The organism is Vallitalea sp., from assembly GCF_025211055.1.
Lineage (GTDB): Bacteria > Bacillota > Clostridia > Lachnospirales > Vallitaleaceae > Vallitalea.
Map to the genome: position 1 here is coordinate 38,198 of NZ_JAOARO010000023.1, position 23,730 is coordinate 61,927.

Here is a 23,730-nt window from a genome sequence, read left to right on the forward strand (position 1 = left end):
GTGTGTCAATATACTTTTGAAAGGAGTGCAATTCATGGGTATTAAAAAATACAACCCTTATACACCTTCCAGAAGACATATGACAGGTTCTACTTTTGAGGAGATTACTAAAAAAACTCCTGAGAAATCATTAGTAGTAAGTCTAAAAAAACATTCTGGACGTAATAATCAAGGTAAGATTACAGTAAGACACCGTGGTGGCGGGTCTAAGATTAAATATAGAATGATAGATTTCAAAAGAAATAAAGATGGTGTTCCAGGTAAAGTAGTAGCTATTGAATATGATCCAAACCGTTCAGCAAATATTGCATTAGTACAATATGTGGATGGAGAAAAAAGATATATTCTTTCACCAAACGGATTAAAAGTGGGACACAAAGTAATGAGTGGATCAGAAGCTGAAATCAGAGTTGGAAATGCATTACAACTTAAAGATATTCCAGTAGGTTCTAGTATTCACAACATTGAGTTAAAACCAGGTAAAGGTGGACAATTAGTTCGTTCAGCTGGTAATGTAGCGCAACTTATGGCAAAAGAAGGTAAATTTGCAACACTTAGATTACCATCTGGAGAAATGAGATTAGTTCCAATCCTTTGTAAAGCTACAATAGGTCAAGTTGGAAATATCGATCATGAACTTATTACAGTTGGTAAAGCTGGACGTAAACGTCATATGGGTATCCGTCCTACAGTTCGTGGTTCTGTTATGAACCCTAATGACCATCCACATGGTGGTGGAGAAGGTAGAGCACCTGTTGGTCGTCCAAGTCCAATGACTCCTTGGGGTAAACCAGCACTTGGTTACAAAACTAGAAAGAAAAATAAGCATTCTAATAAATATATCATAAGAAAACGTTCAAGTAAAAAATAATAACCACTAAAAGGAGGTTTGAATTAATGTCTCGTTCACTTAAAAAAGGACCTTTCGCAGATGAACACTTACTAAAAAAAGTAAGAGTATTAAATGAAAAAGGCGATAAACAAGTTATTAAAACATGGTCAAGACGTTCCACTATTTTCCCTGAGATGCTAGGTCATACTATTGCAGTTCATGATGGAAGAAGACATGTACCTGTTTATATAAGCGAAGATATGGTAGGACATAAATTAGGAGAATTCGTGCTAACAAGAACTTATAGAGGTCACGGAAAAGACGAAAAGAAATCAAAAGTACGTTAATGCGGTAAATGCAGTATGGAAGGAGGCTAATTTATAATGGCTAAAGGGCATAGAAGTCAGATAAAAAGAGAAAGAAATGCTAACAAAGATACTAGACCTAAAGCAAAGGTATCCTATGCTAGAGTTTCACCAACAAAAGCTAAAATTGTACTTGATACAATTAAAGGAAAAGATGTAGGTGCAGCCGTAGGTATATTAAATTACACACCTAGAAACGGTGCTAGAATCATAGAAAAAGTTTTAAAATCAGCTATAGCTAATGCTGAGAATAATAATGGATTAGATCCAGCTAACTTATACGTTGAAGAAGCTTTTGCTAACAAAGGACCTACAATGAAGAGAATAAGACCAAGAGCACAAGGTAGAGCGTATAGAATAGAAAAGAAATCTAGTCATATCACAATCATTCTTAACGAAAGATAGATAAGGAGGGAAAGAATGGGACAAAAAGTCAACCCACATGGATTAAGAGTCGGAATTATTAAAGACTGGGATGCAAAGTGGTACGCAGAAAAGGATTTTGCAGACCTTTTAATAGAAGACAATAAATTAAGAACATATATTAAAAAAAGATTGTATTCAGCTGGTGTATCTAGAATAGAAATAGAAAGAGCATCAGAAAGAGTAAAAATTAACATTCACACAGCTAAACCTGGTATTGTTATTGGTAAAGGCGGTTCATCAATTGAAAAATTAAGAACTGAATTACAAAAAATGACTGCTAGTAAAGTAATTGTGAATATAGTTGAAGTTAAAAGACCAGAAAAAAATGCTCAATTAGTTGCTGAAAACATTGCACTTCAACTTGAAAATCGTGTATCTTTCCGTAGAGCTATGAAGCAATCAATGGGAAGAACAATGAAAGCAGGAGCAAAAGGAATTAAAGCTATCTGCTCAGGACGTTTAGGTGGAGCAGAAATGGCTCGTACAGAATCATATAATGAGGGAACAATTCCTCTACAGACACTTCGTGCAGATATAGATTATGGATTTGCTGAAGCAAATACTATATATGGAAAAATCGGTGTAAAAATATATATTTATAATGGCGAAGTTCTTCCTGGTCAAGTTACTAAGAGAGAAGGGAGAGGGAAGTAATGTTAATTCCAAAGAGAGTTAAACGCCGTAAACAATTTCGTGGTAACATGAAAGGTAAAGCGTTAAGAGGAAACAAAATCAATTACGGTGAATATGGTATTGTTGCATTAGAGCCTTGCTGGATAAAATCCAATCAAATAGAAGCTGCCCGTGTTGCTATGACTCGTTACATCAAACGTGGTGGTAAAGTTTGGATTAAAATTTTCCCTGATAAACCAGTTACAGCAAAACCTGCTGAAACAAGAATGGGTAAAGGAAAAGGATCACCTGAGTACTGGGTAGCAGTAGTAAAGCCAGGCCGTGTAATGTTTGAAATTGCTGGAGTAGAAGAAGAAGTAGCTAGAGAAGCATTAAGACTTGCTTTGCACAAGTTGCCATGTAAATGCAAAGTTTATTCTCGTGCAGAGCTAGAAGGCGGTGATAATTGTGAAGTCAACTAAATACATTGAAGAATTAAAAAATAAATCTGCTGCAGAACTTAATGAAGATTTAGTTACTGCAAAGAAAGAATTATTTAACCTAAGATTTCAAAATGCGACTAACCAATTAGATAATACAGGTAGAATTAAAGAGGTTAGAAAAAATATAGCTAGAATTCAAACAATTATAACTGAGCAATTAAAGGTTGCTAAGTAACCTTGGAAGGAGGAATTCAAGTGGCTGAAAGAAATCTACGTAAAGTTCGTATAGGTAGAGTAGTTAGTGATAAAATGGATAAGACAGTTGTTGTAGCTGTTGAAAATAACGTAAAGCATCCATTATACGGAAAAGTTGTAAAAAGAACTTACAAATTAAAAGCCCATGATGAAAAAAATGAATGTGGCATTGGCGATAGAGTACGTGTTATGGAAACAAGACCATTATCAAAAGATAAAAGATGGAGATTAGTAGAAATAGTAGAAAAAGCAAAATAAGCTTTGTATTTGCTGAAAGGAGGTTCATCTAATGATCCAACAAGAATCCAGACTTAAAGTTGCAGATAATACAGGTGCAAAAGAAATCCTTTGCATCAGAGTATTAGGCGGATCAACTAGGAGATATGCAAACATTGGAGATGTTATAGTTGCTACTGTTAAAGATGCAACACCAGGTGGCGTTGTAAAAAAAGGTGAAGTAGTTAAAGCTGTAGTAGTTAGAACTAAAAAAGGTGCACGTCGTAAAGACGGTTCTTATATCAAATTTGACCAAAACGCAGCGGTTATAATCAAAGATGATAAGACACCAAAAGGAACTCGTATTTTTGGACCTGTTGCTAGAGAGTTAAGAGAGAAAAAATACATGAAAATCCTATCATTAGCACCAGAAGTATTATAGGGAGGTGTAATAAGTGTATAAAACAAGACTTAAATCAGGTGATACTGTTAAAGTTATTTCTGGAAAAGACAAAGGAAAAGAAGGAAAGATTTTAACTGTAGATAGAAAAAATGGAAAAGTAATTGTGGAAGGCGTTAACATGGTTACAAAGCATACAAAACCAAGTGCTGCTAATGGGCAAGGTGGAATTGTTCACCAAGAATCAGCATTAAATGCTTCAAAAGTAATGTATGTTCATAAAGGAAAACCTACAAGATTAGGTGTTAAAGTAGTAAAAGAAGACAGAAATGGACGTACTAAGAATGTTAGATATAGAGTAGCCAAATCAACAGGTGAAGTTATAGATTAATAGTAGAGAGGAGGTATCTCACTTGAGTAGAATAAAAGAGGTTTACAATAATGAAATTGTAGATGCTATGATGAAAAAATTTAACTATAAAAATAAAATGGCTGTACCAAAAATTGAAAAAGTAGTTATAAATATGGGCGTTGGAGAAGCTAAAGAGAATCGTAAGATTCTAGATTCTGCTGTTAGTGATTTAACAATAATCGCTGGACAAAAGCCTATAATAACAAAAGCTAAAAAATCTGTTGCAGCTTTCAAAGTAAGAGAAGGTATGCCTATAGGATGTAAAGTTACACTTAGAGGTAGTAGAATGTATGATTTTACTGATCGTCTAATTAACTTAGCGCTACCAAGAGTTAGAGACTTTAGAGGTGTTAATCCTAACGCATTTGATGGTAGAGGTAACTACGCTTTAGGTATTAAAGAGCAATTAATCTTTCCTGAGATCGAATATGATAAAGTTGATAAAGTTAGAGGTATGGATATTATCTTCGTTACTACAGCTAAGACTGATGAAGAAGCTCGTGAATTATTAACATTATTCGGAATGCCTTTTAAAAAATAATAAGGAGGGAATCGATTAAATGGCAAAAACATCAATGAAAGTTAAACAACAACTTAAGCCAAAGTTTTCATCAAGAGCTTATAACCGTTGTAGAATATGTGGAAGACCTCACGGATATCTAAGAAAATATGGAATATGTAGAATCTGTTTCCGTGAATTAGCGTATAAAGGACAAATCCCAGGTGTTAAAAAAGCTAGTTGGTAAGATTTAGTAATAGGAAGGAGGCCACAAATTATGACAATGAGCGATCCAATTGCAGATATGTTAACAAGAATCCGTAACGGAAATACTGCTAAACATGATTTTGTAGATGTACCTGCTTCAAAAATGAAGCAAGCTGTTGCTGACATTTTGGTAAATGAAGGGTACGTTAAAGGATATAAATTAATAGAAGATGGTTTAATCAAAACTATCCGTGTAGAAATGAAATATGGTAAAGATAAAAATGAAAAGGTAATAGCTGGAATCAAGAAAATATCTAAACCTGGACTTAGAGTATATGCAGGTAAAGATGAATTACCAAAAGTATTAGGTGGACTTGGAACTGCTATCATCTCAACTAATAAAGGTATCATAACTGATAAAGAAGCTAGAAAACAAAATGTTGGTGGAGAAGTAATTGCTTTTATATGGTAATTACTACTCTTGAAAGAATTAGACATAAAAAATAAAATATAATGGATGAAGCTTTGCATTGTTGCAAAGGTATTTAATCCGAGGAGGTGCAAGCATGTCACGTATTGGTAGATTACCTGTAGAAATTCCAGCAGGAGTAGAAGTTAATATAACAGAAAGTAACTTTATAACTGTTAAAGGAGCAAAAGGTACTTTAGAACAACAATTACCAAAAGAAATGTTAATTTCTAAAGAGGAAAACCAAGTGGTAGTAAATAGACCAAATGATTTAAAGAAAATGAAATCATTACATGGTTTAACTAGAACTCTTGTTGCGAACATGATTGAAGGAGTAACTAAAGGTTACGAAAAGAAATTAGAAATCAATGGTGTTGGATATAGAGCACAAAAGCAAGGTAAAAAATTAGTATTATCTTTAGGATATTCACATCCAGTAGAAATGGAAGATCCAGAAGGTCTTGAAGCAGTTGTAGAAGGACAAAATGTTATTATCGTAAAAGGAATTGACAAAGCAAGAGTAGGTCAATACGCAGCGGAAATAAGATTTAAGAGACCACCTGAGCCATACAAAGGCAAAGGAATTAAGTACGCTGATGAAGTAATCAGACGTAAAGAAACTGGTAAATAGTAAAAAAGTAAAGGGGTGAAATCCATGATAAAGAAAACATCACGAACTAAAGTACGTGTTAAGAAGCATAGAAGAATACGTAATAATATAGTTGGAACTTCAGAGAGACCTCGTTTAGTGGTTTTTAGAAGTGACAAACATATGTATGCGCAAGTTATCGATGACCTAACTGGTCATACTTTAGCAGCAGCTTCTACAGTTGAAAAAGACATTAAAAGTGGTTTAGAAAAAACTAATAATGTTGCAGCAGCAGTTCTTGTTGGAGAAACTGTTGCTAAAAGAGCTGTAGAAAAAGGTGTTACAGAAGTAATTTTCGATAGAGGCGGATACATTTATCAAGGTAAAGTAAAAGCATTAGCAGACTCAGCTAGAGAAGCTGGGTTAAAATTCTAAGTAAGGAGGTAGAAGCATGAAGCGTACAATGATTGATGCTAGTAAGCTAGATCTAAAAGAAAAAGTAGTATCAATAAGACGTGTTACTAAGGTAGTAAAGGGAGGACGTAACTTCCGTTTTGCAGCTTTAGTAGTAGTCGGAGATGAGAATGGGCATGTAGGCGCAGGTGTAGGTAAAGCAACTGAAATTCCTGATGCTATTCGTAAAGGTATCGACGACGCTAAAAAAAGACTTATTGAAGTTCCTATAGATGAAAATGGTAGTATTCCACATGATTACATCGGTAAATTCGGAAGTGCTTCCGTTTTAATGAAAAGAGCACCAGAAGGAACAGGTGTTATAGCTGGTGGTCCTGCTCGTGCCGTACTTGAACTTGCAGGAATCAAAAATATCAGAACAAAATCATTAGGTTCAAATAACAAGAATAATGTAGTAACAGCTACTGTTGCAGGGCTTGATGGACTTAAAACTCCTGAAGAAGTAGCAAAACTTCGTGGAAAATCAATTGAAGAGCTTTTAGGATAGGAGGGAACCAAGATGGCAGATAAATTAAAAATTACTTTAGTTAAATCCACAATTGGAGCCATTCCTAAACATAGAAAAACAGTAGAAGCTTTAGGACTAACAAAGCTTCATAAAACTGTTGAACAAAAAGATAATAAAGCAATTAGAGGTATGGTCCATTCTATACAACATTTAGTAAAAGTAGAAGAAGTTTAATCGGGTTAAAATAAGCAAGGAGGTGTAACAAAATGAATTTGACAGAATTAAAACCAGCAAAAGGATCAAGAAAATCTAATTATAGAAAAGGAAGAGGACATGCTTCTGGAAATGGTAAAACTGCAGGAAGAGGACAAAACGGACAAAAGTCTCGTTCCGGTGGTGGCGTAAGACCTGGATTTGAAGGGGGCCAAATGCCATTGTATAGAAGACTTCCCAAAAGAGGTTTTACTTGTAGAAATTCGAAAGAAATCGTTGGAATTAATGTTGATGTCTTAAATAGATTTGAAGCAGGAGCTACAGTATCTGTTGAAACTCTAATTGAACAAGGCGTTGTTAAAAATCCTAAAGATGGTGTTAAGATTTTAGGAAACGGCGATTTAACTAAGAAGCTTACAGTAAAAGCTAATGCGTTTAGTAAATCAGCAGTAGAAAAAATCGAAGCCGCTGGCGGGAAAGCAGAGGTGATTTAGATGTTTAGAACACTTCGTGATGCATTTAAAATACCTGATTTAAGAAAAAAGATAATTTATACAATGTTAATGTTTTTTGCTATACGTATAGGAGCACATATCAGAATACCATTAATTGATCCGACAGCTGTTCAAAATATGTTCAAAAATGCAGATGATGCTGGATTATTTGGTATGTTTGATGCATTCTCAGGTGGTGCGTTCAAGGATATGACATTGTTTGCTATGGGTATTACTCCATACATTACATCTTCAATCATTATGAACCTTCTAACAATTGCTATTCCAAAACTTGAGGAAATGCAAAAAGAAGGAGAAGAAGGACGTAAGAAAATTGCTAAAATCACTAGATACGGTACTATAGTATTAGCACTACTACAATCAGTTGCAATATCAATTGGACTTGGTAGAAGCTTATTCTATGATTATAATCTAATCTCAGTAATTATTGCTGTAACTGCAATGACTGCTGGTACTGCATTCTTAATGTGGGTTGGAGAGCAAATAACAGTAAAAGGTGTTGGAAATGGTATTTCTTTAATTATCTTCATTAACATAATATCAAGATTACCATTTGGAACCAAGAAATTATATACACTTGCTACAGCAAGTAAAAAATTAATTCCTGTAATTATCTTATTAATCATATATGTATTAATGGTTACATTTGTAGTATTAATACAATTAGGTGAAAGAAGAATACCAGTACAATATGCCAAGAGAATGCAAGGAAGAAAAGTATATGGTGGTCAATCTACACATATTCCATTAAAAGTAAATATGGCAGGAGTTATACCAGTTATCTTTGCTTCATCCTTATTACAATTTCCAGGAACAGTAACTCAGTTTTTTGGTAAACCAGATGGATGGTGGGCTTCTGTTATTGATTTCTTGAAGATTACTAGTATATCAGGAGCACTTATTTATTTTGTATTCATATTATTCTTTGCATATTTTTATACTTCAATCATATTCAATCCAATTGAAGTTGCTAATAATATGAAGAAGAATGGTGGATTTGTTCCAGGTATTAGACCAGGAAAACCAACTGTAGACTATTTATCAAATGTTCTTAATAAAATTGTATTAATTGGAGCTTTAGCACTAGCACTTATTGCTTTACTTCCAGTTATACTATCAAATATGTTTAGCATGAATGTTACATTTGGTGGTACTTCACTTATTATCGTTGTAGGTGTTGCCCTTGAGACAATTAAACAAATAGAATCCCAAATGGTTATGAGACACTATAAAGGATTTTTAAATGCATAATAAATAGATTAAGAATGAAGCCAGAAATAATATTCTATCTTCATTCTAAATCTTAAATTGCTGAATCTAATATAAGATATAACTTTGGAGGTTATAAAATGAGATTAATTATGTTAGGTGCCCCTGGTGCTGGTAAAGGAACACAAGCAAAGAGGGTAGCAGCGAAATATAATATTCCGCACATTTCAACAGGTGATATATTTAGAGACAATATAAAAAACAAGACTGAACTTGGAATAAAAGCCAAGGAATATATGGACAAAGGTTTATTAGTTCCAGATGAATTGGTTGTAGATATAGTTGCTGATAGACTATTACAAGAGGATTGTAAAGAAGGCTTTATTTTAGACGGTTTTCCAAGAACAATACCTCAAGCAGAGAGTTTAGACAAAGCACTAATGTCTATGGAAACAAAAATAAATTATGCAATTAATATTGATGTACCTGATGAAAATATAGTAAGAAGAATGTCTGGTAGAAGGGCATGTCTAAATTGCGGTGCAACTTATCATATAAAGTATAATCCACCAAAAAAGGAAGATATTTGTGATAACTGTACAAGAGAACTGATACTTAGAGATGATGATAAAGAAGAAACAGTACTCAAGAGGTTAGAAATTTATCACAAACAAACTAGTCCGTTAATAGAATATTATGGAGAAAAAGATATCTTGATAACTGTTGATGGAACAGTTGATATTGATGATGTTACTAAGAGTATTGTTGAGATATTAGGAGCGTAAAGTTATGTCAATAACAATTAAAACCAACGAAGAAATAGCAATCATGAGAGAAGCAGGCAAAATAGTTGCTGGTGCTCATGAATTACTAGAATCAATGATAAAACCAGGAATATCTACATTTGACCTGGATAAGGCCGCAGAAGAATTTATTAGAAGTAGAAATGCCATTCCATCTTTTAAAGATTACAATGGATATCCAGCTAACATCTGTGCTTCTATTAATGAAGAAGTTGTGCATGGTATTCCTAGCAAGAAAAGAATTTTAAAAGAAGGCGATATAATAAGTATTGATATTGGTGCTTACTATAACGGGTTTCATGGCGATGCTGCTAGAACACATGGTGTTGGTGAGATAAGTGAGGAAGCAAGAGACCTGATTGATGTTACGAAGCAATGCTTTTTTGAAGGATTGAAAGTAATTAAAGAAGGTAATCATTTACACCAGATTTCATCTGCTATACAAAACTATGTTGAAGAAAGAGGCTATTCAGTTGTAAGAGACTTAGTTGGACATGGTGTTGGACGTAAATTACATGAAGAACCTCAAGTTCCAAATTATAAAATAATTGGTAGAGGTCCGAAGCTTCTAAAGAATATGGTAATTGCAGTAGAACCGATGATTAATATTGGAAGGTACGAAGTTAGATGGTTAGATGATGATTGGACTGTTGTAACAATGGATGGATCATTATCAGCCCATTATGAGAATACCATCTGTATTACTGAAGATGGTTATGAACTTCTTACTATTTAAGGCTGAGGTGTTATACTATGAACGAATTACAATATGGTCAAGTAGTAAAATCGAAGGCCGGTAGAGATAAAGACAAAATATTTGTCATAATAAATATAAAAGGTGAATATGCTTATTTAGCAGACGGTAATTTAAGACGAATTGAAAAGCCTAAGCAGAAAAAACTTAAGCATATACAACCGACAAATCATGTAATATATGAGATAAAAGAGAAGTTAATTAGAGATAAAAAAGTTACAAATGTAGAGATAAGAAGAAATTTAGCTGTTTACAAAGTTAACGACCAAAGTTAAATGGTGGAGGAGGTTGATAAAATGTCAAAGAAGGATGTAATAGAAGTAGAAGGAACAGTATTAGAGAAGTTACCTAATGCTATGTTTCAAGTTGAGCTTGAGAATGGACATAAAATCTTAGCTCATATCAGTGGTAAATTAAGGATGAATTATATAAGAATCTTGCCTGGTGACAAAGTAACGGTTGAACTTTCTCCATATGATTTAACTAAGGGAAGAATTATTTGGAGAGACAAATAATAGAGATATTTTATGTAAATATCCGAAGTAACTTTAGTAATAAGCAAAATAACAATTGATATTGTTTGATATAAGTTGAATAAAACCTACAATAAGGTCAACAATTTAACAGAACACAGCTATCTTAAACTTTGAAATGTACCCAAACAAAACTCAATTGTTTAGGAAGGAGCAATAAGATGAAAGTAAGAGCGTCCGTAAAACCTATGTGTGAAAAATGCAAGATAATTAAAAGAAAAGGTCGAGTTCGCGTTATCTGTGAGAACCCAAAGCATAAACAAAAACAAGGTTGATCAGTATAGTTAAACTAGATTTTCTTTATTGAGATTCTAAAAACGGTGATACGTTTATGGAATAGAAAGTGACTATGTCACGATAATTATAGGATTATACATTGAAGAAAAAACATGACAACAATGTATAATATATATAACTTTTGTTAAAAATCTAAAAAAGTATTGCATATAATATTAAGATAGTATATAATTACTAATTGTGATATTATGCACAAAATTAGGGTTGAAATTATAAAATAACCTTAATGATTAATTATGAATTACATTTTTGAGATTGTCATAATGATAGTTTTAAAAAGTAAGATATAAGCGGCTGAGTAATGACTCACCAGGATGTGTTGTTCTAGTAAGTTATTACACAAATTAAAAATGATCATTAAATGATTCTCACTAAGTCATTTAATATTGTGAAAAAATATGTTGGGATAATATTATCTAATATTTCACCGCATTAGATTATTATTCATTCCTTATCTTAAAAAACGGAGGTGTGAAGTACACATGGCTCGTATTGCTGGTGTTGATTTACCAAGAGAAAAGCGTGTAGAAATTGGTCTAACATATATTTATGGTATTGGTAGAGCAAGCTCTAATCGTATATTAAAAGAAGCAGGTATTAATCCCGATACAAGAGTAAGAGACTTGACAGACGACGAATCAGCTAAGATTCGTGAGATTATAGATAATTCTCAATTGGTTGAAGGGGATCTTAGAAGAGAAAGAGCATTAAACATCAAACGTTTAATGGAAATAGGATGTTATCGTGGTATTCGTCATAGAAGAGGTCTTCCTGTTAGAGGACAAAAGACTAAAACGAATGCTAGAACAAGAAAAGGACCAAAAAGAACAGTAGCTAATAAGAAAAAATAACCCATAAGGGAGGTTTGATTAATGGCAAAGAAAGTGTCCAAAAGAGGGACCAAAAAGCGTGTGAAAAAGCATATTGAACGTGGACAAGCGCATATCAAATCAACATTTAATAATACAATTGTTACGTTAACAGATACTCAAGGAAATGCAATTTCATGGGCAAGTGCTGGAGGACTTGGATTTAGAGGTTCAAGAAAATCTACACCATATGCTGCTCAAATGGCAGCTGACACTGCTGCAAAAGCAGCAATGATACATGGTTTAAAAATAGTTGAAGTAATGGTTAAAGGACCAGGTTCAGGAAGAGAAGCTGCTATTAGAGCACTTCAAGCTGCTGGACTTGAGGTTACAAGTATAAAAGACGTAACACCAGTACCACATAATGGTTGTCGTCCACCAAAACGTAGAAGAGTATAATTCAATCGGCTAGGAGGTGTAATAAAAAATGGCAAGATATAGAGGTGCAGTATGCAGACTTTGCCGTAGAGAAGGTGAAAAACTATTCTTAAAAGGTGAAAGATGTTATACAGGAAAATGTGCTATAGATCGTAGACCTTATGCTCCAGGAGATCACGGTAAAAGACGTACAAAGATTTCTGAGTATGGTTTACAGTTAAGACAAAAACAGAAAGCAAAAAGAATCTATGGTGTTTTAGAAACACAATTTAGAAATTACTTTGCAGATGCTGATAAAAGAAAAGGTATTACAGGTGAAAACTTACTTATAATCCTTGAAACTAGATTAGATAATGTTGTATATAGAGCTGGTCTTGGTCGTTCAAGAACTGAAGCAAGACAAGTGGTTAGACATAATCATATTACAGTAAATGGTAAAAAAGTTAACATCCCTTCATATCAAGTTAGACCAGGAGATGTTATTGAAGTTAAAGAAAAATCATTAAGCATCCAAAGATTTAAGGATATTGTAGAAACTACAAGTTCAAGAATTGTCCCAGAATGGATAGATGCTGATATAGAAAACAAGACAGTGAAAGTTGTTTCTGTTCCAACTAGAGAACAAATCGATACTAATATCGAAGAAACACTAATTGTCGAGTTATATTCAAAATAATAATATATAGGTATATAGAATCTATATTAGTAATTTATTTAACTTATAAGTCAAGTAAAATGTGTGCACAAAAATTGACTTGATGTTTACTACCCTCAGAGCATGGACATAGCGCTCCCAGCGCTTCAAGTCTACATAGGAAAAAAGGTATTTATAAAAACTATAAATCCTATGGTAAAATAAAGGAAAAAGGAGGGTCATTGAATGTTTGATTTTGAAAAACCAAAAATAGATATCGTTGAAATAACTGAGGATAACAGATATGGTCGTTTTGTTATAGAACCTCTAGAAAGAGGTTACGGAACTACTTTAGGTAATTCACTTCGTAGAATTATGTTGTCATCACTACCTGGTGCTTCTATAAGTAGCGTTAAGATTGAAGGGGTATTGCATGAATTTTCCTCAATACCAGGTGTTAAAGAAGATGTTACTGAAGTTATTATGAATCTTAAGCACTTAGCTATTAAGAATAATAGTGATAGTCCAGAGCCAAAAGTGGCATATATAGAGTTTGAAGGTGAAGGTGTCGTAACAGCTGCGGATATTCAAGCTGATCCTGATATTGAAATCATAAACCCTGATTTACCAATTGCTACACTTAGCGGTGGAGCTGACAGTAAATTATTCATGGAACTTACTATTACAAAAGGTAGAGGTTACATTAGTGCTGACAAAAACAAATCAGAAGATCAACCAATAGGAGTTATTCCAGTTGACTCTATATATACACCTGTAGAAAGAGTTAATCTTATAGTTGAAAATACTCGTGTTGGTCAAATTACTGATTATGATAAATTAACTTTAGAAGTTTGGACAAACGGAACATTATCTCCTGATGAATCTGTTAGTTTAGCAGCTAAAGTACTTAGCGAACATCTTAATCTTTTTATTGACCTATCAGAAAACGCTAAGAATGCTGAAGTAATGGTTGAAAAAGAAGATGATGAAAAAGAGAAAGTTCTAGAAATGAGTATTGATGAATTAGAACTATCTGTACGTTCATATAACTGCTTGAAGAGAGCGGGTATTAATACTGTTGAAGAACTTACCAATAGAACATCTGAAGATATGATGAAAGTACGTAATCTTGGTCGTAAATCTTTAGAAGAAGTATTGGCAAAATTAAAAGAATTAGGGTTATCTCTAAAACCTAGTGATGAGTAATACTAATTAAGTCTTATAGATTATAACATCTGGAAAAAAGGAGGTTAAGCAGAAATGGCAGGATATAGAAAGCTTGGCAGAACTTCTTCACAAAGAAAAGCATTACTAAGAAACCAAGTAACTAATTTGATTTATCATGGACAAATTAGAACAACAGTTAGTAAAGCTAAAGAAGTTCGTAAAATTACTGAAAAATTAATAGCATTATCCGTAAAGGAAAAAGATAATTATGAAACAGTAACTGTAACTCAAAAAGTACCTAAGAAAACTGCTGATGGAAAAAGAGTTAAGACAGTAGTAGATGGCAAAAAAGTTACTGAATTTGAAAATATCGAAAAAACTATTAAAAAAGATAGTGCTACTAGATTACACGCACGTAGACAAATACTTAAGGTTTTATACCCAGTAAAAGAAGTGCCTGTAAAGAATGCTGGTAAAAAAGCAAACACTAAACAAGTTAACTTAGTAGATAAGTTATTTGATGAGATTGCTCCAAAGTATTCTGATAGAAATGGTGGATATACAAGAATTATTAAAATAGGACCTCGTAGAGGTGACGGTGCAGAAGAAGTAATTATTGAATTAGTGTAATTTTGCATTAGTAAATAATATAGGGATTAAGGCATATTTGCACTTAATCCCTTATTTGTAATTAAATATAAATTAATTAAATATGTTGAGTTTTAAGATAGGGTAATATATACTATTATAAGTATTCAATTTCTATACTACCTATATTTCTACAATACTGATTATAAAGTGAGATATATAAGTTGAATTTAATAATTACTATAGACGTAGATGTTTAGTTCTATTAGGTTTATAAAATCAAGGGAACTATATTGAACTTATTAAAATGAGTGTATAGATGTTTATATTTAATATACAGAAAATTGATGTTTATAATAGTCTATATTACTTAACAATGATAATATAGCAACAGGTGGTGTAACAAATGGAAATGATTAAATCAAAAGGTTTAGTATATGAATATCATACCCATAATGATATGGGTGAAATAGAAGAATTAAACATAGCACTTGACCATGTGGATATAGATATCAATAAAGGAGAATTCATAGCCATACTAGGACATAATGGTTCAGGGAAATCTACTATGGCAAAGCATTTAAATGCCCTTTTAACCCCAACAGAAGGTACTCTATGGGTAAAGGGTATGGATACAAAAAAAGAAGACGATATATGGCACATAAGGCAAACGGCAGGAATGGTATTTCAGAACCCTGATAATCAGATAATTGCTACTGTAGTAGAAGAAGATGTAGCCTTTGGACCAGAGAATCTAGGAATAGAGTCAGGGAAAATAAGAAAAAGAGTAGATAGTGCATTGGATACTGTAGGGATGCAAGCATATAGTACCCATTCACCTAATAAACTATCAGGTGGACAAAAGCAGAGAATAGCTATTGCTGGAGTTTTAGCTATGAAACCTGAATGTATTATATTAGATGAACCTACTGCAATGCTAGATCCTTCTGGACGAAAAGAAGTAATAGAAACTGTTCAAGAATTAAACAAACATGAAAATATAACAATTATTCTTATTACACATTATATGGAAGAGGCTATAGAAGCAGATAGAGTATATGTAATGGATGAAGGTAAGATAGCATTACAAGGAACTCCAGATGAAGTTTTTACGCAGGTAGAGCAGATGAAGACATTAGGACTTGATGTTCCACAAGTAACAGAACTAACTTACATGCTTAAAAAAAATAATATTAATATACCAGCAAATATTCTTAATGTAAAGGAAATGGTTGATGCACTATGTCAATTAAAATAGATAACTTAACATATGTTTATAGTCAAAATACACCTTTTGAAAAAAAAGCTATTGATAATGTATCTCTAGAAATAAAAGATGGTGAATTTGTAGGTCTTATCGGACATACAGGTTCTGGTAAATCTACATTAATTCAACATTTCAATGGATTATTAAAACCTACTAGTGGAAATGTATATGTTAATAATATAGATATATATAGTAAAGAAAAGCCTTTGCGAGAAATAAGACAAAAAGTAGGACTAGTGTTCCAGTATCCAGAACATCAATTATTTGAAATGAGTGTTTATAAAGATGTTGCTTTTGGACCTACTAACATGGGGCTAGAAAAAGAAGAAATCGATAAAAGAATCAAAGAAGCAATAAGTATTGTAGGATTAGGAGAAGAAACCTATGAAAAATCCCCTTTTGAATTATCAGGAGGTCAAAAAAGAAGAGTAGCTATAGCTGGTGTTCTAGCCATGAAACCAGATGTACTAATTCTAGATGAACCAACAGCTGGTCTTGACCCTAGAGGTAGAGATGAGATACTTGATGAGATATCTAAGTTACATAAAGAACTAGGTATAACTGTCATTCTAGTATCACATAGTATGGAAGATGTAGGTAAATACGTTGAACGTATTATCGTGATGGATAAAGGCAAAGTACGATATGATGACATACCGAAGAAAGTATTTAATCATATTGAAGAATTGGAATCAATGGGGCTTGGTGTACCCCAAGTAACCTACTTAATGAAAGAACTTAAGAACAAAGGTTTTCTTGTTACCAATGAAGTAACTACAATACAAGAAGCATACGATGAGATAATGAATGCTATTAGTAAGGATGTGAAAATATGATTCGAGACATAACCATTGGTCAATACTATCCTGCTAATTCTTATATACACGAATTAGATCCAAGAATGAAATTATTAGGAACCCTTACTTTTATTATTTCCTTGTTCATTGCGAATAATGTTTGGGGATATATTGTAGCATTTGTATATCTAGGAACAGTAATAATAATATCAAAAGTACCCTTAAAATTTATGTTAAAGGGGTTAAAAGCAATATTTATTATAATTATTTTAACAGTTATACTGAATTTGTTTTTTACTCCTGGAGAAGAAAAACTCTTTAATATAGGAAGTGTTGTAGTATATAAGGAAGGACTGTATTTTGCAGCGTTAATGGCTATTAGACTTATTTTTCTAATAATTGGTTCTTCAATACTTACTCTTACTACTTCACCAATACAACTTACAGATGGTATTGAATACTCATTGAATCCATTAAAAAAAATAAAAGTACCAGCACATGAAATAGCTATGATGATGACTATAGCATTAAGGTTCATACCTATTTTATTAGAAGAGACTGATAAAATAATGAAGGCTCAGATGGCTAGAGGAGCTGACTTCGAATCAGGAGGTATTGTAAAAAGAGCTAAAAGTCTTATTCCATTGCTTGTACCATTATTTATATCTGCGTTTAGAAGAGCAGATGATCTAGCATTAGCCATGGAAGCTAGATGTTATAGAGGTGGAGAAGGACGAACAAGGATGAAACAACTAAAGTATACCAAATATGATCTAGTTGCATTGATTGTATTGGTAGTTTACATTACTATACTTATCATTCTTTAATAAGTATGGTAATATTATAAAACAACTTGAAGGTGAAGATAATGGGCAATATTATGCTAGTAGTAGCTTATGATGGAACAAAATATTGTGGATGGCAGGTTCAAAAAAATGCGATTACTATTGAACAAAAGATTTATGAAGCTTGTCAGAAATTGTTTTCCCGGGAAATAAAAATAGTCGGTGCAAGCAGAACCGACACAGGTGTTCATGCATTAGGTCAAATTGTTGTATTAAAAGTAGAAACATCAATACCTATAAATAAGATACCTTATGCAATAAATGCTTATTTGCCCGAGGATATAGTAATAAGAGATGCAAAATTGGTTACTAGTAGTTTCCATCCAAGATATAATGCAAAAAATAAAACATATGAGTATAAAATATACAACTCTAGATTTCCATTGCCCCAACATAATAGGTATGCTCATTTTTATCATAAATCTTTAGACATAGATAAGATGAAAAAAGCAGCCAGGTATTTTATAGGTGAACATGATTTCAAAGCTTTTTGTTCAACGGGAAGCAGCGTTAAAAGTACTGTCAGAGAAATCTATAAATGTGTAGTTACCGTTGAGGATGAAATGATTGTCATTAGTATTAATGGAAATGGCTTTTTATACAATATGGTTAGAATTATTGCAGGAACATTAATAGATGTAGGAAGAGGAAAGATTGAGCCCGATTATATTATAGATATTATAGACTCAAAAGATAGAAGTAAAGCAGGGGCTACTGCTCCAGCTAAAGGATTAACGCTAATAATGATTAACTATGATTAGATCATGAAAGGAGGAAGTTACTGTGAAACAAAAATTATTATTTGTAATAGCAACGATACTCTGTTTTGGATTATTTACAAGTAGTGTACAAGCAACTGACTCAACTCAGGAATATGATGAGGAAGTATATAAAGAAGAAATAATACCAGGTAAAGTTATTGCAATTATAAAAGATGAATATGAAACCTTAGAGACATCAGGTGGAGATTATATACAAAAAGTACAAGTGTTGAAGGTAAAACTAACTAGAGGAAAAGAAAAAGGAAAATTAATAGAAGTATACAATACGGTAGACGGCATAATGGCTAATAGTTTTGATGCAAAAGTTGGAGACGAGCTGTATGTTGGTATTGAACGTGATGAAGAAGGAAATATACTACAAGGTCACATAACTAATGTTAAGAGGGACAAGTATCTAATCTATCTAGTTATAGCATTTATATTATTGACCATTATTGTGGGTGGAGTGAAAGGTGTTAAGACACTATTTACATTAGGTATTACTATCGTAGGTGTTTATTATATGCTAAGAGGTATAATAAACGGTCAGAATCCAGTTGTGACATCTATATTAGTATCTATTGTAGTTACGATTATAACTATGTTAATTATAGGTGGGTTCAATAAAAAAGCTATAGCTGCTATAGCAGGAACCTTATCAGGTGTCATAATAGCAGGAACCATATCACTTGTAATTGGATACTATGCTAATTTATCTGGACTTGAGACATCAGAATCACAGATGCTCTTGTACTCTACAGAATCAATGCATCTTGATTTTAAAGGAATATTGTTTGCTAGTATTCTACTTGGTACCTTAGGTGCTGTAATGGATGTTTGTATGTCCATATCTTCATCAATAAAAGAGTTAAAAGATAATAATCCTTTAATGACTGTTGGACAATTATTTAAATCAGGCATGAATATAGGTAAAGACGTAATGGGTACTATGTCAAATACTCTGATTTTGGCTTATGCAGGTACATCAATGTGTTTAATGCTGTTATTTATGGTAAATGATATGACCTTAGTTGATATAGTTAATATGGAATTGATCTCCACAGAAATAGTTAGAGCTTTAGCTGGTACAATAGGTCTTATTATATCTATTCCTATAACAGCTATAGTTGCAGCTCTTATGGCTAAAGGGGATTATAATAAAGTATAAACCATATAAAATGATGTTTTATCCACAATTACGAATATGAATATATAACAATTGTGGATAAATATAAAAAAACGTATAAAAATGTGGATATTTTTCTTCAAAGCACTTGACACGCTAGGTTGGATGTACTATAATATTGAATCGTGAGATTGTAAATTAAAATCCATTAGCCCCGGATTTTGATAATACATGAGAAATCGAACTGAATAAGGAGGGAACTCGATGAAAACCTTTATGCCAAAAGCAGAAGCAGTTGAGAGAAAATGGTATATAGTAGATGCTGAAGGTCAAACTTTAGGACGTTTATCATCTGAAATAGCAAGAGTACTTATTGGAAAAAACAAGCCTATCTATACACCACATGTTGATACTGGTGATAATGTAGTAGTTATCAACGCAGATAAAGTTGTATTAACAGGAAAGAAATTAGACCAAAAATTATACAGATATCATACTGGACATCCAGGTGGTTTAAAAGAAATAAAATACAAAGATATGATGAAAAATAAACCTGAAGAAGTAGTTATGCATGCAGTAAAAGGTATGCTTCCTAAGAACAAACTTGGAAGAAAAATGCTTAAAAAACTACGTGTATACAGAGGTTCAGAACATAAACATGAAGCTCAAAAACCAGAAGTATTAGAAATCAAAAACTAAATGATTCGTACTGAAAGGAGGAATACAAGTGGCACAATTAAAATATTATGGCACAGGTCGTAGAAAGCATAGTGTTGCTAGAGTATATTTAGTACCTGGAACAGGTAAAATTACAATTAATAAAAGAGATATAGATGATTACTGTGGACTTGAAACTTTAAAAGTTACAGTACGCCAACCATTAGAATTAACTCATACAACAGATAAATTTGATGTTATAGTTAATGTACATGGTGGTGGATTCACTGGACAAGCTGGTGCTATCCGTCACGGAATCTCAAGAGCTTTATTAAAAGCTGATGATGAATTCCGTCCAGCACTTAAAAAAGCAGGTTTCTTAACAAGAGACCCAAGAATGAAAGAAAGAAAGAAATATGGATTAAAGGCTGCAAGACGTGCACCTCAATTCTCAAAAAGATAATAAATTCCAAATTCCAAAACCCTCAAACAGTTATGTTTGGGGGATTTGTTATATTATGGGTGATTAATAATGACAAAAAGATTAAAAAAATATGGAATACTTATGATAACAAGTTTAATATCTGGATTGATCCTTCTTAAAATAGCAAATTTATCTCTAATAAGTAAACCACAGCCAATAGCACAAAATGGTTTACTTGATTTAACCGATTGGGATTTTGAAAAAGATGGGACAGTACAACTTAATGGTGAATGGGAGTTTTATTGGAATCAACTTTTAACACATGAAGATTTTAAGGAGAATGAACCTAAAATTCATTTTAATGGATATCAACAAGTTCCAAATACATGGGATGAGTATAATATTAGTGGAAAGCATCCAAAAGGGACTGGCTATGGAACATATAGGCTAAAAGTTAAAAATGATAATTGGAGTGATACTTTCGGATTAAAAATTCTAACTATGTCTACATCATATATTATAATGATTGATGATAGAGTAATAGCAACAAATGGAACAGTTGGGGATATTCCTAAAAAAACAAAGCCTAAATATAATACTCAGTCGGTAAGTATAATACCAACTTCTAATGAGTTTCATATAATTGTTCAAGTTTCAAACTTTACCTATGCAAGAGGTGGTATTTGGCGTCCCATTGTTTTTGGACTTGACTATGATATTAGAAAAATAACCATTAAGACTTCAAGAAATGAAATGTTTCTTATGGGTATTATACTTATTATGATGTGCTATCATTTTATACTTTATTGCGTAAGAAAAGAAGATAAATCATTATTGTATGCCGTGATTGGTTTATTTGTTACTATATTACGGATACTTGTAACAGGAGAATATTATATAACAACACTTTTTCCTAATATATCCTTTTCAACGATTATTTTATTGGAATATTGTACTCTCTATTGGGGACTAATTACATGGGTATTGTTTATTGGCAAATTGTTTCCATATGAATTTAATAAGAATATTCTAAAAATATTTGTTTTTGTAGATATATTCTTTACGGTGGCAACTTTTACTTTACCAATATATATATATACTAATTACTTAATTTGTATAGAAATATATAATATTATACTTTTTATATATGCTATACTTAGAGTAATAATAGCTGCTAAAAATGAAAAAGATGATGCACAGCTTATACTATATTGTAGTATATTGCTATTTACAGCTTATATAATTGATATTTCAATATTTCTAAATTTCATACCCAATATTACAGGTGGAGTTTTTATAACAGTGGTAGCTGTTGCAGTATTAATTCAAGCATATATAATTTCAAGAAGATATTCACGAGCAATGGAACAATCTAAGATTAGTGAAGTAGCTATGCTTCAAGCACAGATTTCACCCCATTTTTTACATAATGCAATGAATGCTTTAGCTGAACTTAGCTATCAGGGTGGAGATGTAGCATATGATGCTATTACATCTTTTTCGGAATACTTAAGATACTCTTATGATTTATTGCCACAATCAAAAATGATTTCTCTTCACAAAGAGATTGAACTTGTAGAAGCGTATTTGAAGGTTGAAAAACTTAGATTTGGAGATAAACTACATTATGAAATATATGTTGAAAACTCAAAAACTATATATTTACCACCTTTTATGATTCAGCCTCTTGTAGAAAATGCAGTAAGACATGGTGTTTCCAAAAAAAAGGGTGGAGGAGTCATTATAATAAGTGGGAAACAAGAGGGTAAGTTATACAAAATAATGATTGAAGATAGCGGAGTAGGCATTTCAGAAGATGTTATTAACAACCTTGCAATTGGAGAAAAAACCAATTCAATGGGACATGGACTTAGTAATGTTAATAAGAGACTTATAAATAAATATAATACTAGACTAAATGTTATAATTAATGAACATATGGGAACTACAGCATATTTTTTTCTTAAAATATAGTTCTGAATCTGACATTAAATAGAGATGGCTTAGTTCTTTTTTCGTACAGGAGGGAAATTTTATGATTAAAGCAATAATAGTAGATGATGAATTACCATCCATTAATATATTGAAAAGATTACTTGAAAATAGTGGGAAGGTTCAAGTAAATAAAAGTTTTGATAATGCTATTGATGTAATAGAATACTTAAAAGCTAATATAGTGGACGTGATTTTCTTAGATATTCAAATGCCAGATGTAGATGGTCTTGAGTTAGCTAATATTATTACTACAAAGGTAACCAATAAGTGCAAAATTGTATTCGTAACAGCATATAACCAATATGCAATTGAAGCATTTGAGATAAATGCTCTTGATTATTTGCTTAAGCCTGTAAAAAGAGATAGACTTAATAAGACACTTGATAGGATTATTGAAGAATTAAATATCAAAATTTCTCCTACAAAAATGAATGTTAAGTGTTTTGGTAAGTTTGAAGTATATGCAGATAAAAAAAGAGTTAAGTTTAGAACTAAAAAAGCTGAGGAATTATTAGCTTTATTAATAAATAATGAAGGAAAGAGTGTTCCAAGAAGTAAAATAATTGATTTTTTATGGGCGGATTTTGATGGGGACAAGGCACTTGTTAATCTAAATACTACCCTATATTATGTAAGGAAGGCACTGCAAGATCATGGATTAGACATTCAGATAATTTTTGATAGAGAAACTTATAGAATTGACACAAGTAATATTATATGTGATTATTTTGCGTTTAAAAACTATTTTACAAATTCAAATATTGAGGGAGATATTTCAGATATCAATGAAATACTTGATTTATATAAAGACGATTATTTCATAGCAAATGACTATGTATGGTCAATAAGTATGCGCCTTAGTCTAAAAGAAAAATATATAAGTTTAATGTTATTGGTTGTAGAATTTTATTGTAATAATGAAGAAAAAGAAAAAGCGATAGTACTTTTAAAAGATGCTTTTTCAAAAGAATGTATTAATGATGCAATTGTTTATAAGCTGATGGAGTTATTAATTGAAGAGAAAAAATACTCTCTAGCATTAAAGTATTATAATTCTTATAAAAATACACTCAAAGAATTAGGTAGAAAGCCAAATAAAATATTTAAAAAGCTACTTGCACTAATATAAAGTATTTGATTAATTTATAGATAAATATAAAAAATATAAAATATTATCCAAGTGTTAATTAGTGGTTAAGTGCCATGCTATATAATTATGTAGCATGGCACTTATTTAATTATTTTATAGAA

Annotated in this window: 37 protein-coding genes; all 37 read left to right on the forward strand. The window is 32.1% G+C overall.

What is annotated here, in order from left to right; genetic code table 11:
* Positions 1 to 34 precede the first annotated feature (34 nt).
* The 37 genes from rplB (at position 35) to N4A55_RS03300 (ending at position 23,608) form a co-directional block, all read left to right on the forward strand.
* Positions 35 to 871, forward strand: coding sequence for a 50S ribosomal protein L2 (rplB, locus tag N4A55_RS03120; RefSeq protein WP_293754052.1), 837 nt, complete (start codon positions 35 to 37; stop codon positions 869 to 871).
* A 26-nt stretch (positions 872 to 897) separates the two neighbouring features.
* Positions 898 to 1,179: a 30S ribosomal protein S19 gene (gene rpsS / locus N4A55_RS03125; RefSeq protein WP_293754054.1), complete on the forward strand. Its 282-nt coding sequence runs from the start codon at positions 898 to 900 to the stop codon at positions 1,177 to 1,179.
* A gap of 36 nt (positions 1,180 to 1,215) precedes the next feature.
* A complete protein-coding gene (rplV, locus tag N4A55_RS03130) occupies positions 1,216 to 1,602 on the forward strand; it encodes a 50S ribosomal protein L22 (protein WP_293754056.1) in 387 nt (128 codons plus the stop codon).
* A gap of 15 nt (positions 1,603 to 1,617) precedes the next feature.
* Positions 1,618 to 2,277: a 30S ribosomal protein S3 gene (gene rpsC / locus N4A55_RS03135; protein WP_113672533.1), complete on the forward strand. Its 660-nt coding sequence runs from the start codon at positions 1,618 to 1,620 to the stop codon at positions 2,275 to 2,277.
* Entirely contained in the window at positions 2,277 to 2,717 is a 441-nt protein-coding gene (gene rplP / locus N4A55_RS03140; RefSeq protein WP_293754057.1) for a 50S ribosomal protein L16, read from the forward strand. Before rpsC ends, rplP begins: the two co-directional genes overlap by 1 nt.
* Positions 2,704 to 2,913 (forward strand): 50S ribosomal protein L29, encoded by a 210-nt coding sequence (gene rpmC, locus N4A55_RS03145; protein ID WP_293754058.1) that lies wholly within the window; start codon positions 2,704 to 2,706, stop codon positions 2,911 to 2,913. The genes rplP and rpmC overlap by 14 nt, the downstream gene beginning before the upstream one ends.
* Before the next feature lie 20 nt (positions 2,914 to 2,933).
* Positions 2,934 to 3,191, forward strand: coding sequence for a 30S ribosomal protein S17 (rpsQ, locus tag N4A55_RS03150; RefSeq protein ID WP_113672530.1), 258 nt, complete (start codon positions 2,934 to 2,936; stop codon positions 3,189 to 3,191).
* A 31-nt stretch (positions 3,192 to 3,222) separates the two neighbouring features.
* Complete coding sequence (rplN, locus tag N4A55_RS03155) at positions 3,223 to 3,591, forward strand: 50S ribosomal protein L14 (RefSeq protein WP_113672529.1); 369 nt, start codon at positions 3,223 to 3,225, stop codon at positions 3,589 to 3,591.
* 13 nt (positions 3,592 to 3,604) lie between these two features.
* Positions 3,605 to 3,940 (forward strand): 50S ribosomal protein L24, encoded by a 336-nt coding sequence (gene rplX, locus N4A55_RS03160; RefSeq protein ID WP_293754059.1) that lies wholly within the window; start codon positions 3,605 to 3,607, stop codon positions 3,938 to 3,940.
* 22 nt (positions 3,941 to 3,962) lie between these two features.
* Positions 3,963 to 4,502, forward strand: a complete 540-nt coding sequence (gene rplE / locus N4A55_RS03165) for a 50S ribosomal protein L5 (protein ID WP_293754060.1) — start codon at positions 3,963 to 3,965, stop codon at positions 4,500 to 4,502.
* Between the two features lie 19 nt (positions 4,503 to 4,521).
* A complete protein-coding gene (locus N4A55_RS03170) occupies positions 4,522 to 4,707 on the forward strand; it encodes a type Z 30S ribosomal protein S14 (protein ID WP_293754061.1) in 186 nt (61 codons plus the stop codon).
* 30 nt (positions 4,708 to 4,737) lie between these two features.
* The gene (rpsH, locus tag N4A55_RS03175; protein ID WP_212693108.1) at positions 4,738 to 5,139 is read left to right on the forward strand and encodes a 30S ribosomal protein S8; all 402 of its coding nucleotides are present in this window, start codon (positions 4,738 to 4,740) and stop codon (positions 5,137 to 5,139) included.
* 94 nt (positions 5,140 to 5,233) lie between these two features.
* The gene (gene rplF / locus N4A55_RS03180; protein ID WP_293754062.1) at positions 5,234 to 5,767 is read left to right on the forward strand and encodes a 50S ribosomal protein L6; all 534 of its coding nucleotides are present in this window, start codon (positions 5,234 to 5,236) and stop codon (positions 5,765 to 5,767) included.
* Positions 5,768 to 5,791: 24 nt separating this feature from the next.
* Positions 5,792 to 6,160 (forward strand): 50S ribosomal protein L18, encoded by a 369-nt coding sequence (rplR, locus tag N4A55_RS03185; protein ID WP_293754063.1) that lies wholly within the window; start codon positions 5,792 to 5,794, stop codon positions 6,158 to 6,160.
* A gap of 16 nt (positions 6,161 to 6,176) precedes the next feature.
* A complete protein-coding gene (rpsE, locus tag N4A55_RS03190; RefSeq protein WP_113672522.1) occupies positions 6,177 to 6,686 on the forward strand; it encodes a 30S ribosomal protein S5 in 510 nt (169 codons plus the stop codon).
* Positions 6,687 to 6,698: 12 nt separating this feature from the next.
* Complete coding sequence (rpmD, locus tag N4A55_RS03195) at positions 6,699 to 6,881, forward strand: 50S ribosomal protein L30 (protein WP_293754064.1); 183 nt, start codon at positions 6,699 to 6,701, stop codon at positions 6,879 to 6,881.
* Positions 6,882 to 6,913: 32 nt separating this feature from the next.
* Positions 6,914 to 7,354, forward strand: coding sequence for a 50S ribosomal protein L15 (gene rplO, locus N4A55_RS03200; RefSeq protein ID WP_293754065.1), 441 nt, complete (start codon positions 6,914 to 6,916; stop codon positions 7,352 to 7,354).
* Positions 7,355 to 8,626: a preprotein translocase subunit SecY gene (gene secY, locus N4A55_RS03205; protein WP_293754066.1), complete on the forward strand. Its 1,272-nt coding sequence runs from the start codon at positions 7,355 to 7,357 to the stop codon at positions 8,624 to 8,626.
* A 98-nt stretch (positions 8,627 to 8,724) separates the two neighbouring features.
* Positions 8,725 to 9,369: an adenylate kinase gene (locus tag N4A55_RS03210; RefSeq protein ID WP_293754067.1), complete on the forward strand. Its 645-nt coding sequence runs from the start codon at positions 8,725 to 8,727 to the stop codon at positions 9,367 to 9,369.
* Positions 9,370 to 9,373: 4 nt separating this feature from the next.
* Positions 9,374 to 10,123 carry a type I methionyl aminopeptidase gene (gene map, locus N4A55_RS03215; protein WP_293754068.1) on the forward strand — a complete coding sequence of 250 codons (750 nt, stop codon included), beginning with the start codon at positions 9,374 to 9,376 and terminating at the stop codon, positions 10,121 to 10,123.
* 17 nt (positions 10,124 to 10,140) lie between these two features.
* The gene (locus tag N4A55_RS03220; RefSeq protein ID WP_293754069.1) at positions 10,141 to 10,416 is read left to right on the forward strand and encodes a KOW domain-containing RNA-binding protein; all 276 of its coding nucleotides are present in this window, start codon (positions 10,141 to 10,143) and stop codon (positions 10,414 to 10,416) included.
* A 21-nt stretch (positions 10,417 to 10,437) separates the two neighbouring features.
* Entirely contained in the window at positions 10,438 to 10,656 is a 219-nt protein-coding gene (gene infA / locus N4A55_RS03225) for a translation initiation factor IF-1 (protein WP_113672515.1), read from the forward strand.
* A 179-nt stretch (positions 10,657 to 10,835) separates the two neighbouring features.
* Complete coding sequence (rpmJ, locus tag N4A55_RS03230) at positions 10,836 to 10,949, forward strand: 50S ribosomal protein L36 (protein WP_113672514.1); 114 nt, start codon at positions 10,836 to 10,838, stop codon at positions 10,947 to 10,949.
* A 504-nt stretch (positions 10,950 to 11,453) separates the two neighbouring features.
* Positions 11,454 to 11,822 carry a 30S ribosomal protein S13 gene (gene rpsM, locus N4A55_RS03235; RefSeq protein WP_113672513.1) on the forward strand — a complete coding sequence of 123 codons (369 nt, stop codon included), beginning with the start codon at positions 11,454 to 11,456 and terminating at the stop codon, positions 11,820 to 11,822.
* 21 nt (positions 11,823 to 11,843) lie between these two features.
* The gene (gene rpsK / locus N4A55_RS03240) at positions 11,844 to 12,239 is read left to right on the forward strand and encodes a 30S ribosomal protein S11 (protein WP_113672512.1); all 396 of its coding nucleotides are present in this window, start codon (positions 11,844 to 11,846) and stop codon (positions 12,237 to 12,239) included.
* 28 nt (positions 12,240 to 12,267) lie between these two features.
* Complete coding sequence (gene rpsD / locus N4A55_RS03245; protein ID WP_293754070.1) at positions 12,268 to 12,894, forward strand: 30S ribosomal protein S4; 627 nt, start codon at positions 12,268 to 12,270, stop codon at positions 12,892 to 12,894.
* A 204-nt stretch (positions 12,895 to 13,098) separates the two neighbouring features.
* A complete protein-coding gene (locus N4A55_RS03250) occupies positions 13,099 to 14,058 on the forward strand; it encodes a DNA-directed RNA polymerase subunit alpha (RefSeq protein WP_293754071.1) in 960 nt (319 codons plus the stop codon).
* A gap of 54 nt (positions 14,059 to 14,112) precedes the next feature.
* Positions 14,113 to 14,649, forward strand: a complete 537-nt coding sequence (locus N4A55_RS03255; protein WP_293754072.1) for a bL17 family ribosomal protein — start codon at positions 14,113 to 14,115, stop codon at positions 14,647 to 14,649.
* Positions 14,650 to 15,013: 364 nt separating this feature from the next.
* Positions 15,014 to 15,865 carry an energy-coupling factor transporter ATPase gene (locus N4A55_RS03260; RefSeq protein ID WP_293754073.1) on the forward strand — a complete coding sequence of 284 codons (852 nt, stop codon included), beginning with the start codon at positions 15,014 to 15,016 and terminating at the stop codon, positions 15,863 to 15,865.
* Positions 15,850 to 16,710, forward strand: coding sequence for an energy-coupling factor transporter ATPase (locus tag N4A55_RS03265; RefSeq protein WP_293754074.1), 861 nt, complete (start codon positions 15,850 to 15,852; stop codon positions 16,708 to 16,710). The genes N4A55_RS03260 and N4A55_RS03265 overlap by 16 nt, the downstream gene beginning before the upstream one ends.
* Positions 16,707 to 17,498: an energy-coupling factor transporter transmembrane component T family protein gene (locus N4A55_RS03270; RefSeq protein ID WP_293754075.1), complete on the forward strand. Its 792-nt coding sequence runs from the start codon at positions 16,707 to 16,709 to the stop codon at positions 17,496 to 17,498. The genes N4A55_RS03265 and N4A55_RS03270 overlap by 4 nt, the downstream gene beginning before the upstream one ends.
* A 41-nt stretch (positions 17,499 to 17,539) precedes the next feature.
* The gene (gene truA / locus N4A55_RS03275; protein WP_293754076.1) at positions 17,540 to 18,277 is read left to right on the forward strand and encodes a tRNA pseudouridine(38-40) synthase TruA; all 738 of its coding nucleotides are present in this window, start codon (positions 17,540 to 17,542) and stop codon (positions 18,275 to 18,277) included.
* Positions 18,278 to 18,299: 22 nt separating this feature from the next.
* A complete protein-coding gene (locus N4A55_RS03280) occupies positions 18,300 to 19,445 on the forward strand; it encodes a YibE/F family protein (RefSeq protein ID WP_293754077.1) in 1,146 nt (381 codons plus the stop codon).
* Positions 19,446 to 19,667: 222 nt separating this feature from the next.
* Positions 19,668 to 20,102: a 50S ribosomal protein L13 gene (rplM, locus tag N4A55_RS03285; RefSeq protein WP_113672503.1), complete on the forward strand. Its 435-nt coding sequence runs from the start codon at positions 19,668 to 19,670 to the stop codon at positions 20,100 to 20,102.
* Between the two features lie 28 nt (positions 20,103 to 20,130).
* Positions 20,131 to 20,523: a 30S ribosomal protein S9 gene (gene rpsI, locus N4A55_RS03290; RefSeq protein WP_293754078.1), complete on the forward strand. Its 393-nt coding sequence runs from the start codon at positions 20,131 to 20,133 to the stop codon at positions 20,521 to 20,523.
* 69 nt (positions 20,524 to 20,592) lie between these two features.
* Entirely contained in the window at positions 20,593 to 22,458 is a 1,866-nt protein-coding gene (locus tag N4A55_RS03295; protein WP_293754079.1) for a sensor histidine kinase, read from the forward strand.
* Between the two features lie 61 nt (positions 22,459 to 22,519).
* Positions 22,520 to 23,608, forward strand: coding sequence for a response regulator (locus N4A55_RS03300; protein WP_293754080.1), 1,089 nt, complete (start codon positions 22,520 to 22,522; stop codon positions 23,606 to 23,608).
* Positions 23,609 to 23,730 lie beyond the last annotated feature (122 nt).

What these genes read in the sequence shown, in the direction of transcription:
- rplN (WP_113672529.1), top strand. Translation starts at nt 3,223, where the DNA reads ATGATCCAACAAGAATCCAGACTTAAAGTTGCAGATAATACAGGTGCA.
- N4A55_RS03220 (WP_293754069.1), top strand. Translation starts at nt 10,141, where the DNA reads ATGAACGAATTACAATATGGTCAAGTAGTAAAATCGAAGGCCGGTAGA.
- rplP (WP_293754057.1), top strand. Translation starts at nt 2,277, where the DNA reads ATGTTAATTCCAAAGAGAGTTAAACGCCGTAAACAATTTCGTGGTAAC.
- rplM (WP_113672503.1), top strand. Translation starts at nt 19,668, where the DNA reads ATGAAAACCTTTATGCCAAAAGCAGAAGCAGTTGAGAGAAAATGGTAT.
- rpsM (WP_113672513.1), top strand. Translation starts at nt 11,454, where the DNA reads ATGGCTCGTATTGCTGGTGTTGATTTACCAAGAGAAAAGCGTGTAGAA.
- N4A55_RS03260 (WP_293754073.1), top strand. Translation starts at nt 15,014, where the DNA reads ATGGAAATGATTAAATCAAAAGGTTTAGTATATGAATATCATACCCAT.
- N4A55_RS03300 (WP_293754080.1), top strand. Translation starts at nt 22,520, where the DNA reads ATGATTAAAGCAATAATAGTAGATGATGAATTACCATCCATTAATATA.
- map (WP_293754068.1), top strand. Translation starts at nt 9,374, where the DNA reads ATGTCAATAACAATTAAAACCAACGAAGAAATAGCAATCATGAGAGAA.
- rpsD (WP_293754070.1), top strand. Translation starts at nt 12,268, where the DNA reads ATGGCAAGATATAGAGGTGCAGTATGCAGACTTTGCCGTAGAGAAGGT.
- rpsC (WP_113672533.1), top strand. Translation starts at nt 1,618, where the DNA reads ATGGGACAAAAAGTCAACCCACATGGATTAAGAGTCGGAATTATTAAA.
- N4A55_RS03250 (WP_293754071.1), top strand. Translation starts at nt 13,099, where the DNA reads ATGTTTGATTTTGAAAAACCAAAAATAGATATCGTTGAAATAACTGAG.
- N4A55_RS03170 (WP_293754061.1), top strand. Translation starts at nt 4,522, where the DNA reads ATGGCAAAAACATCAATGAAAGTTAAACAACAACTTAAGCCAAAGTTT.
- rplO (WP_293754065.1), top strand. Translation starts at nt 6,914, where the DNA reads ATGAATTTGACAGAATTAAAACCAGCAAAAGGATCAAGAAAATCTAAT.
- rpmD (WP_293754064.1), top strand. Translation starts at nt 6,699, where the DNA reads ATGGCAGATAAATTAAAAATTACTTTAGTTAAATCCACAATTGGAGCC.
- rpsK (WP_113672512.1), top strand. Translation starts at nt 11,844, where the DNA reads ATGGCAAAGAAAGTGTCCAAAAGAGGGACCAAAAAGCGTGTGAAAAAG.
- secY (WP_293754066.1), top strand. Translation starts at nt 7,355, where the DNA reads ATGTTTAGAACACTTCGTGATGCATTTAAAATACCTGATTTAAGAAAA.
- rpsS (WP_293754054.1), top strand. Translation starts at nt 898, where the DNA reads ATGTCTCGTTCACTTAAAAAAGGACCTTTCGCAGATGAACACTTACTA.
- N4A55_RS03265 (WP_293754074.1), top strand. Translation starts at nt 15,850, where the DNA reads ATGTCAATTAAAATAGATAACTTAACATATGTTTATAGTCAAAATACA.
- infA (WP_113672515.1), top strand. Translation starts at nt 10,438, where the DNA reads ATGTCAAAGAAGGATGTAATAGAAGTAGAAGGAACAGTATTAGAGAAG.
- N4A55_RS03295 (WP_293754079.1), top strand. Translation starts at nt 20,593, where the DNA reads ATGACAAAAAGATTAAAAAAATATGGAATACTTATGATAACAAGTTTA.
- N4A55_RS03255 (WP_293754072.1), top strand. Translation starts at nt 14,113, where the DNA reads ATGGCAGGATATAGAAAGCTTGGCAGAACTTCTTCACAAAGAAAAGCA.
- rplF (WP_293754062.1), top strand. Translation starts at nt 5,234, where the DNA reads ATGTCACGTATTGGTAGATTACCTGTAGAAATTCCAGCAGGAGTAGAA.
- rpmJ (WP_113672514.1), top strand. Translation starts at nt 10,836, where the DNA reads ATGAAAGTAAGAGCGTCCGTAAAACCTATGTGTGAAAAATGCAAGATA.
- N4A55_RS03210 (WP_293754067.1), top strand. Translation starts at nt 8,725, where the DNA reads ATGAGATTAATTATGTTAGGTGCCCCTGGTGCTGGTAAAGGAACACAA.
- truA (WP_293754076.1), top strand. Translation starts at nt 17,540, where the DNA reads ATGGGCAATATTATGCTAGTAGTAGCTTATGATGGAACAAAATATTGT.
- rpsH (WP_212693108.1), top strand. Translation starts at nt 4,738, where the DNA reads ATGACAATGAGCGATCCAATTGCAGATATGTTAACAAGAATCCGTAAC.
- rplB (WP_293754052.1), top strand. Translation starts at nt 35, where the DNA reads ATGGGTATTAAAAAATACAACCCTTATACACCTTCCAGAAGACATATG.
- rplR (WP_293754063.1), top strand. Translation starts at nt 5,792, where the DNA reads ATGATAAAGAAAACATCACGAACTAAAGTACGTGTTAAGAAGCATAGA.
- rpsE (WP_113672522.1), top strand. Translation starts at nt 6,177, where the DNA reads ATGAAGCGTACAATGATTGATGCTAGTAAGCTAGATCTAAAAGAAAAA.
- N4A55_RS03270 (WP_293754075.1), top strand. Translation starts at nt 16,707, where the DNA reads ATGATTCGAGACATAACCATTGGTCAATACTATCCTGCTAATTCTTAT.
- rplV (WP_293754056.1), top strand. Translation starts at nt 1,216, where the DNA reads ATGGCTAAAGGGCATAGAAGTCAGATAAAAAGAGAAAGAAATGCTAAC.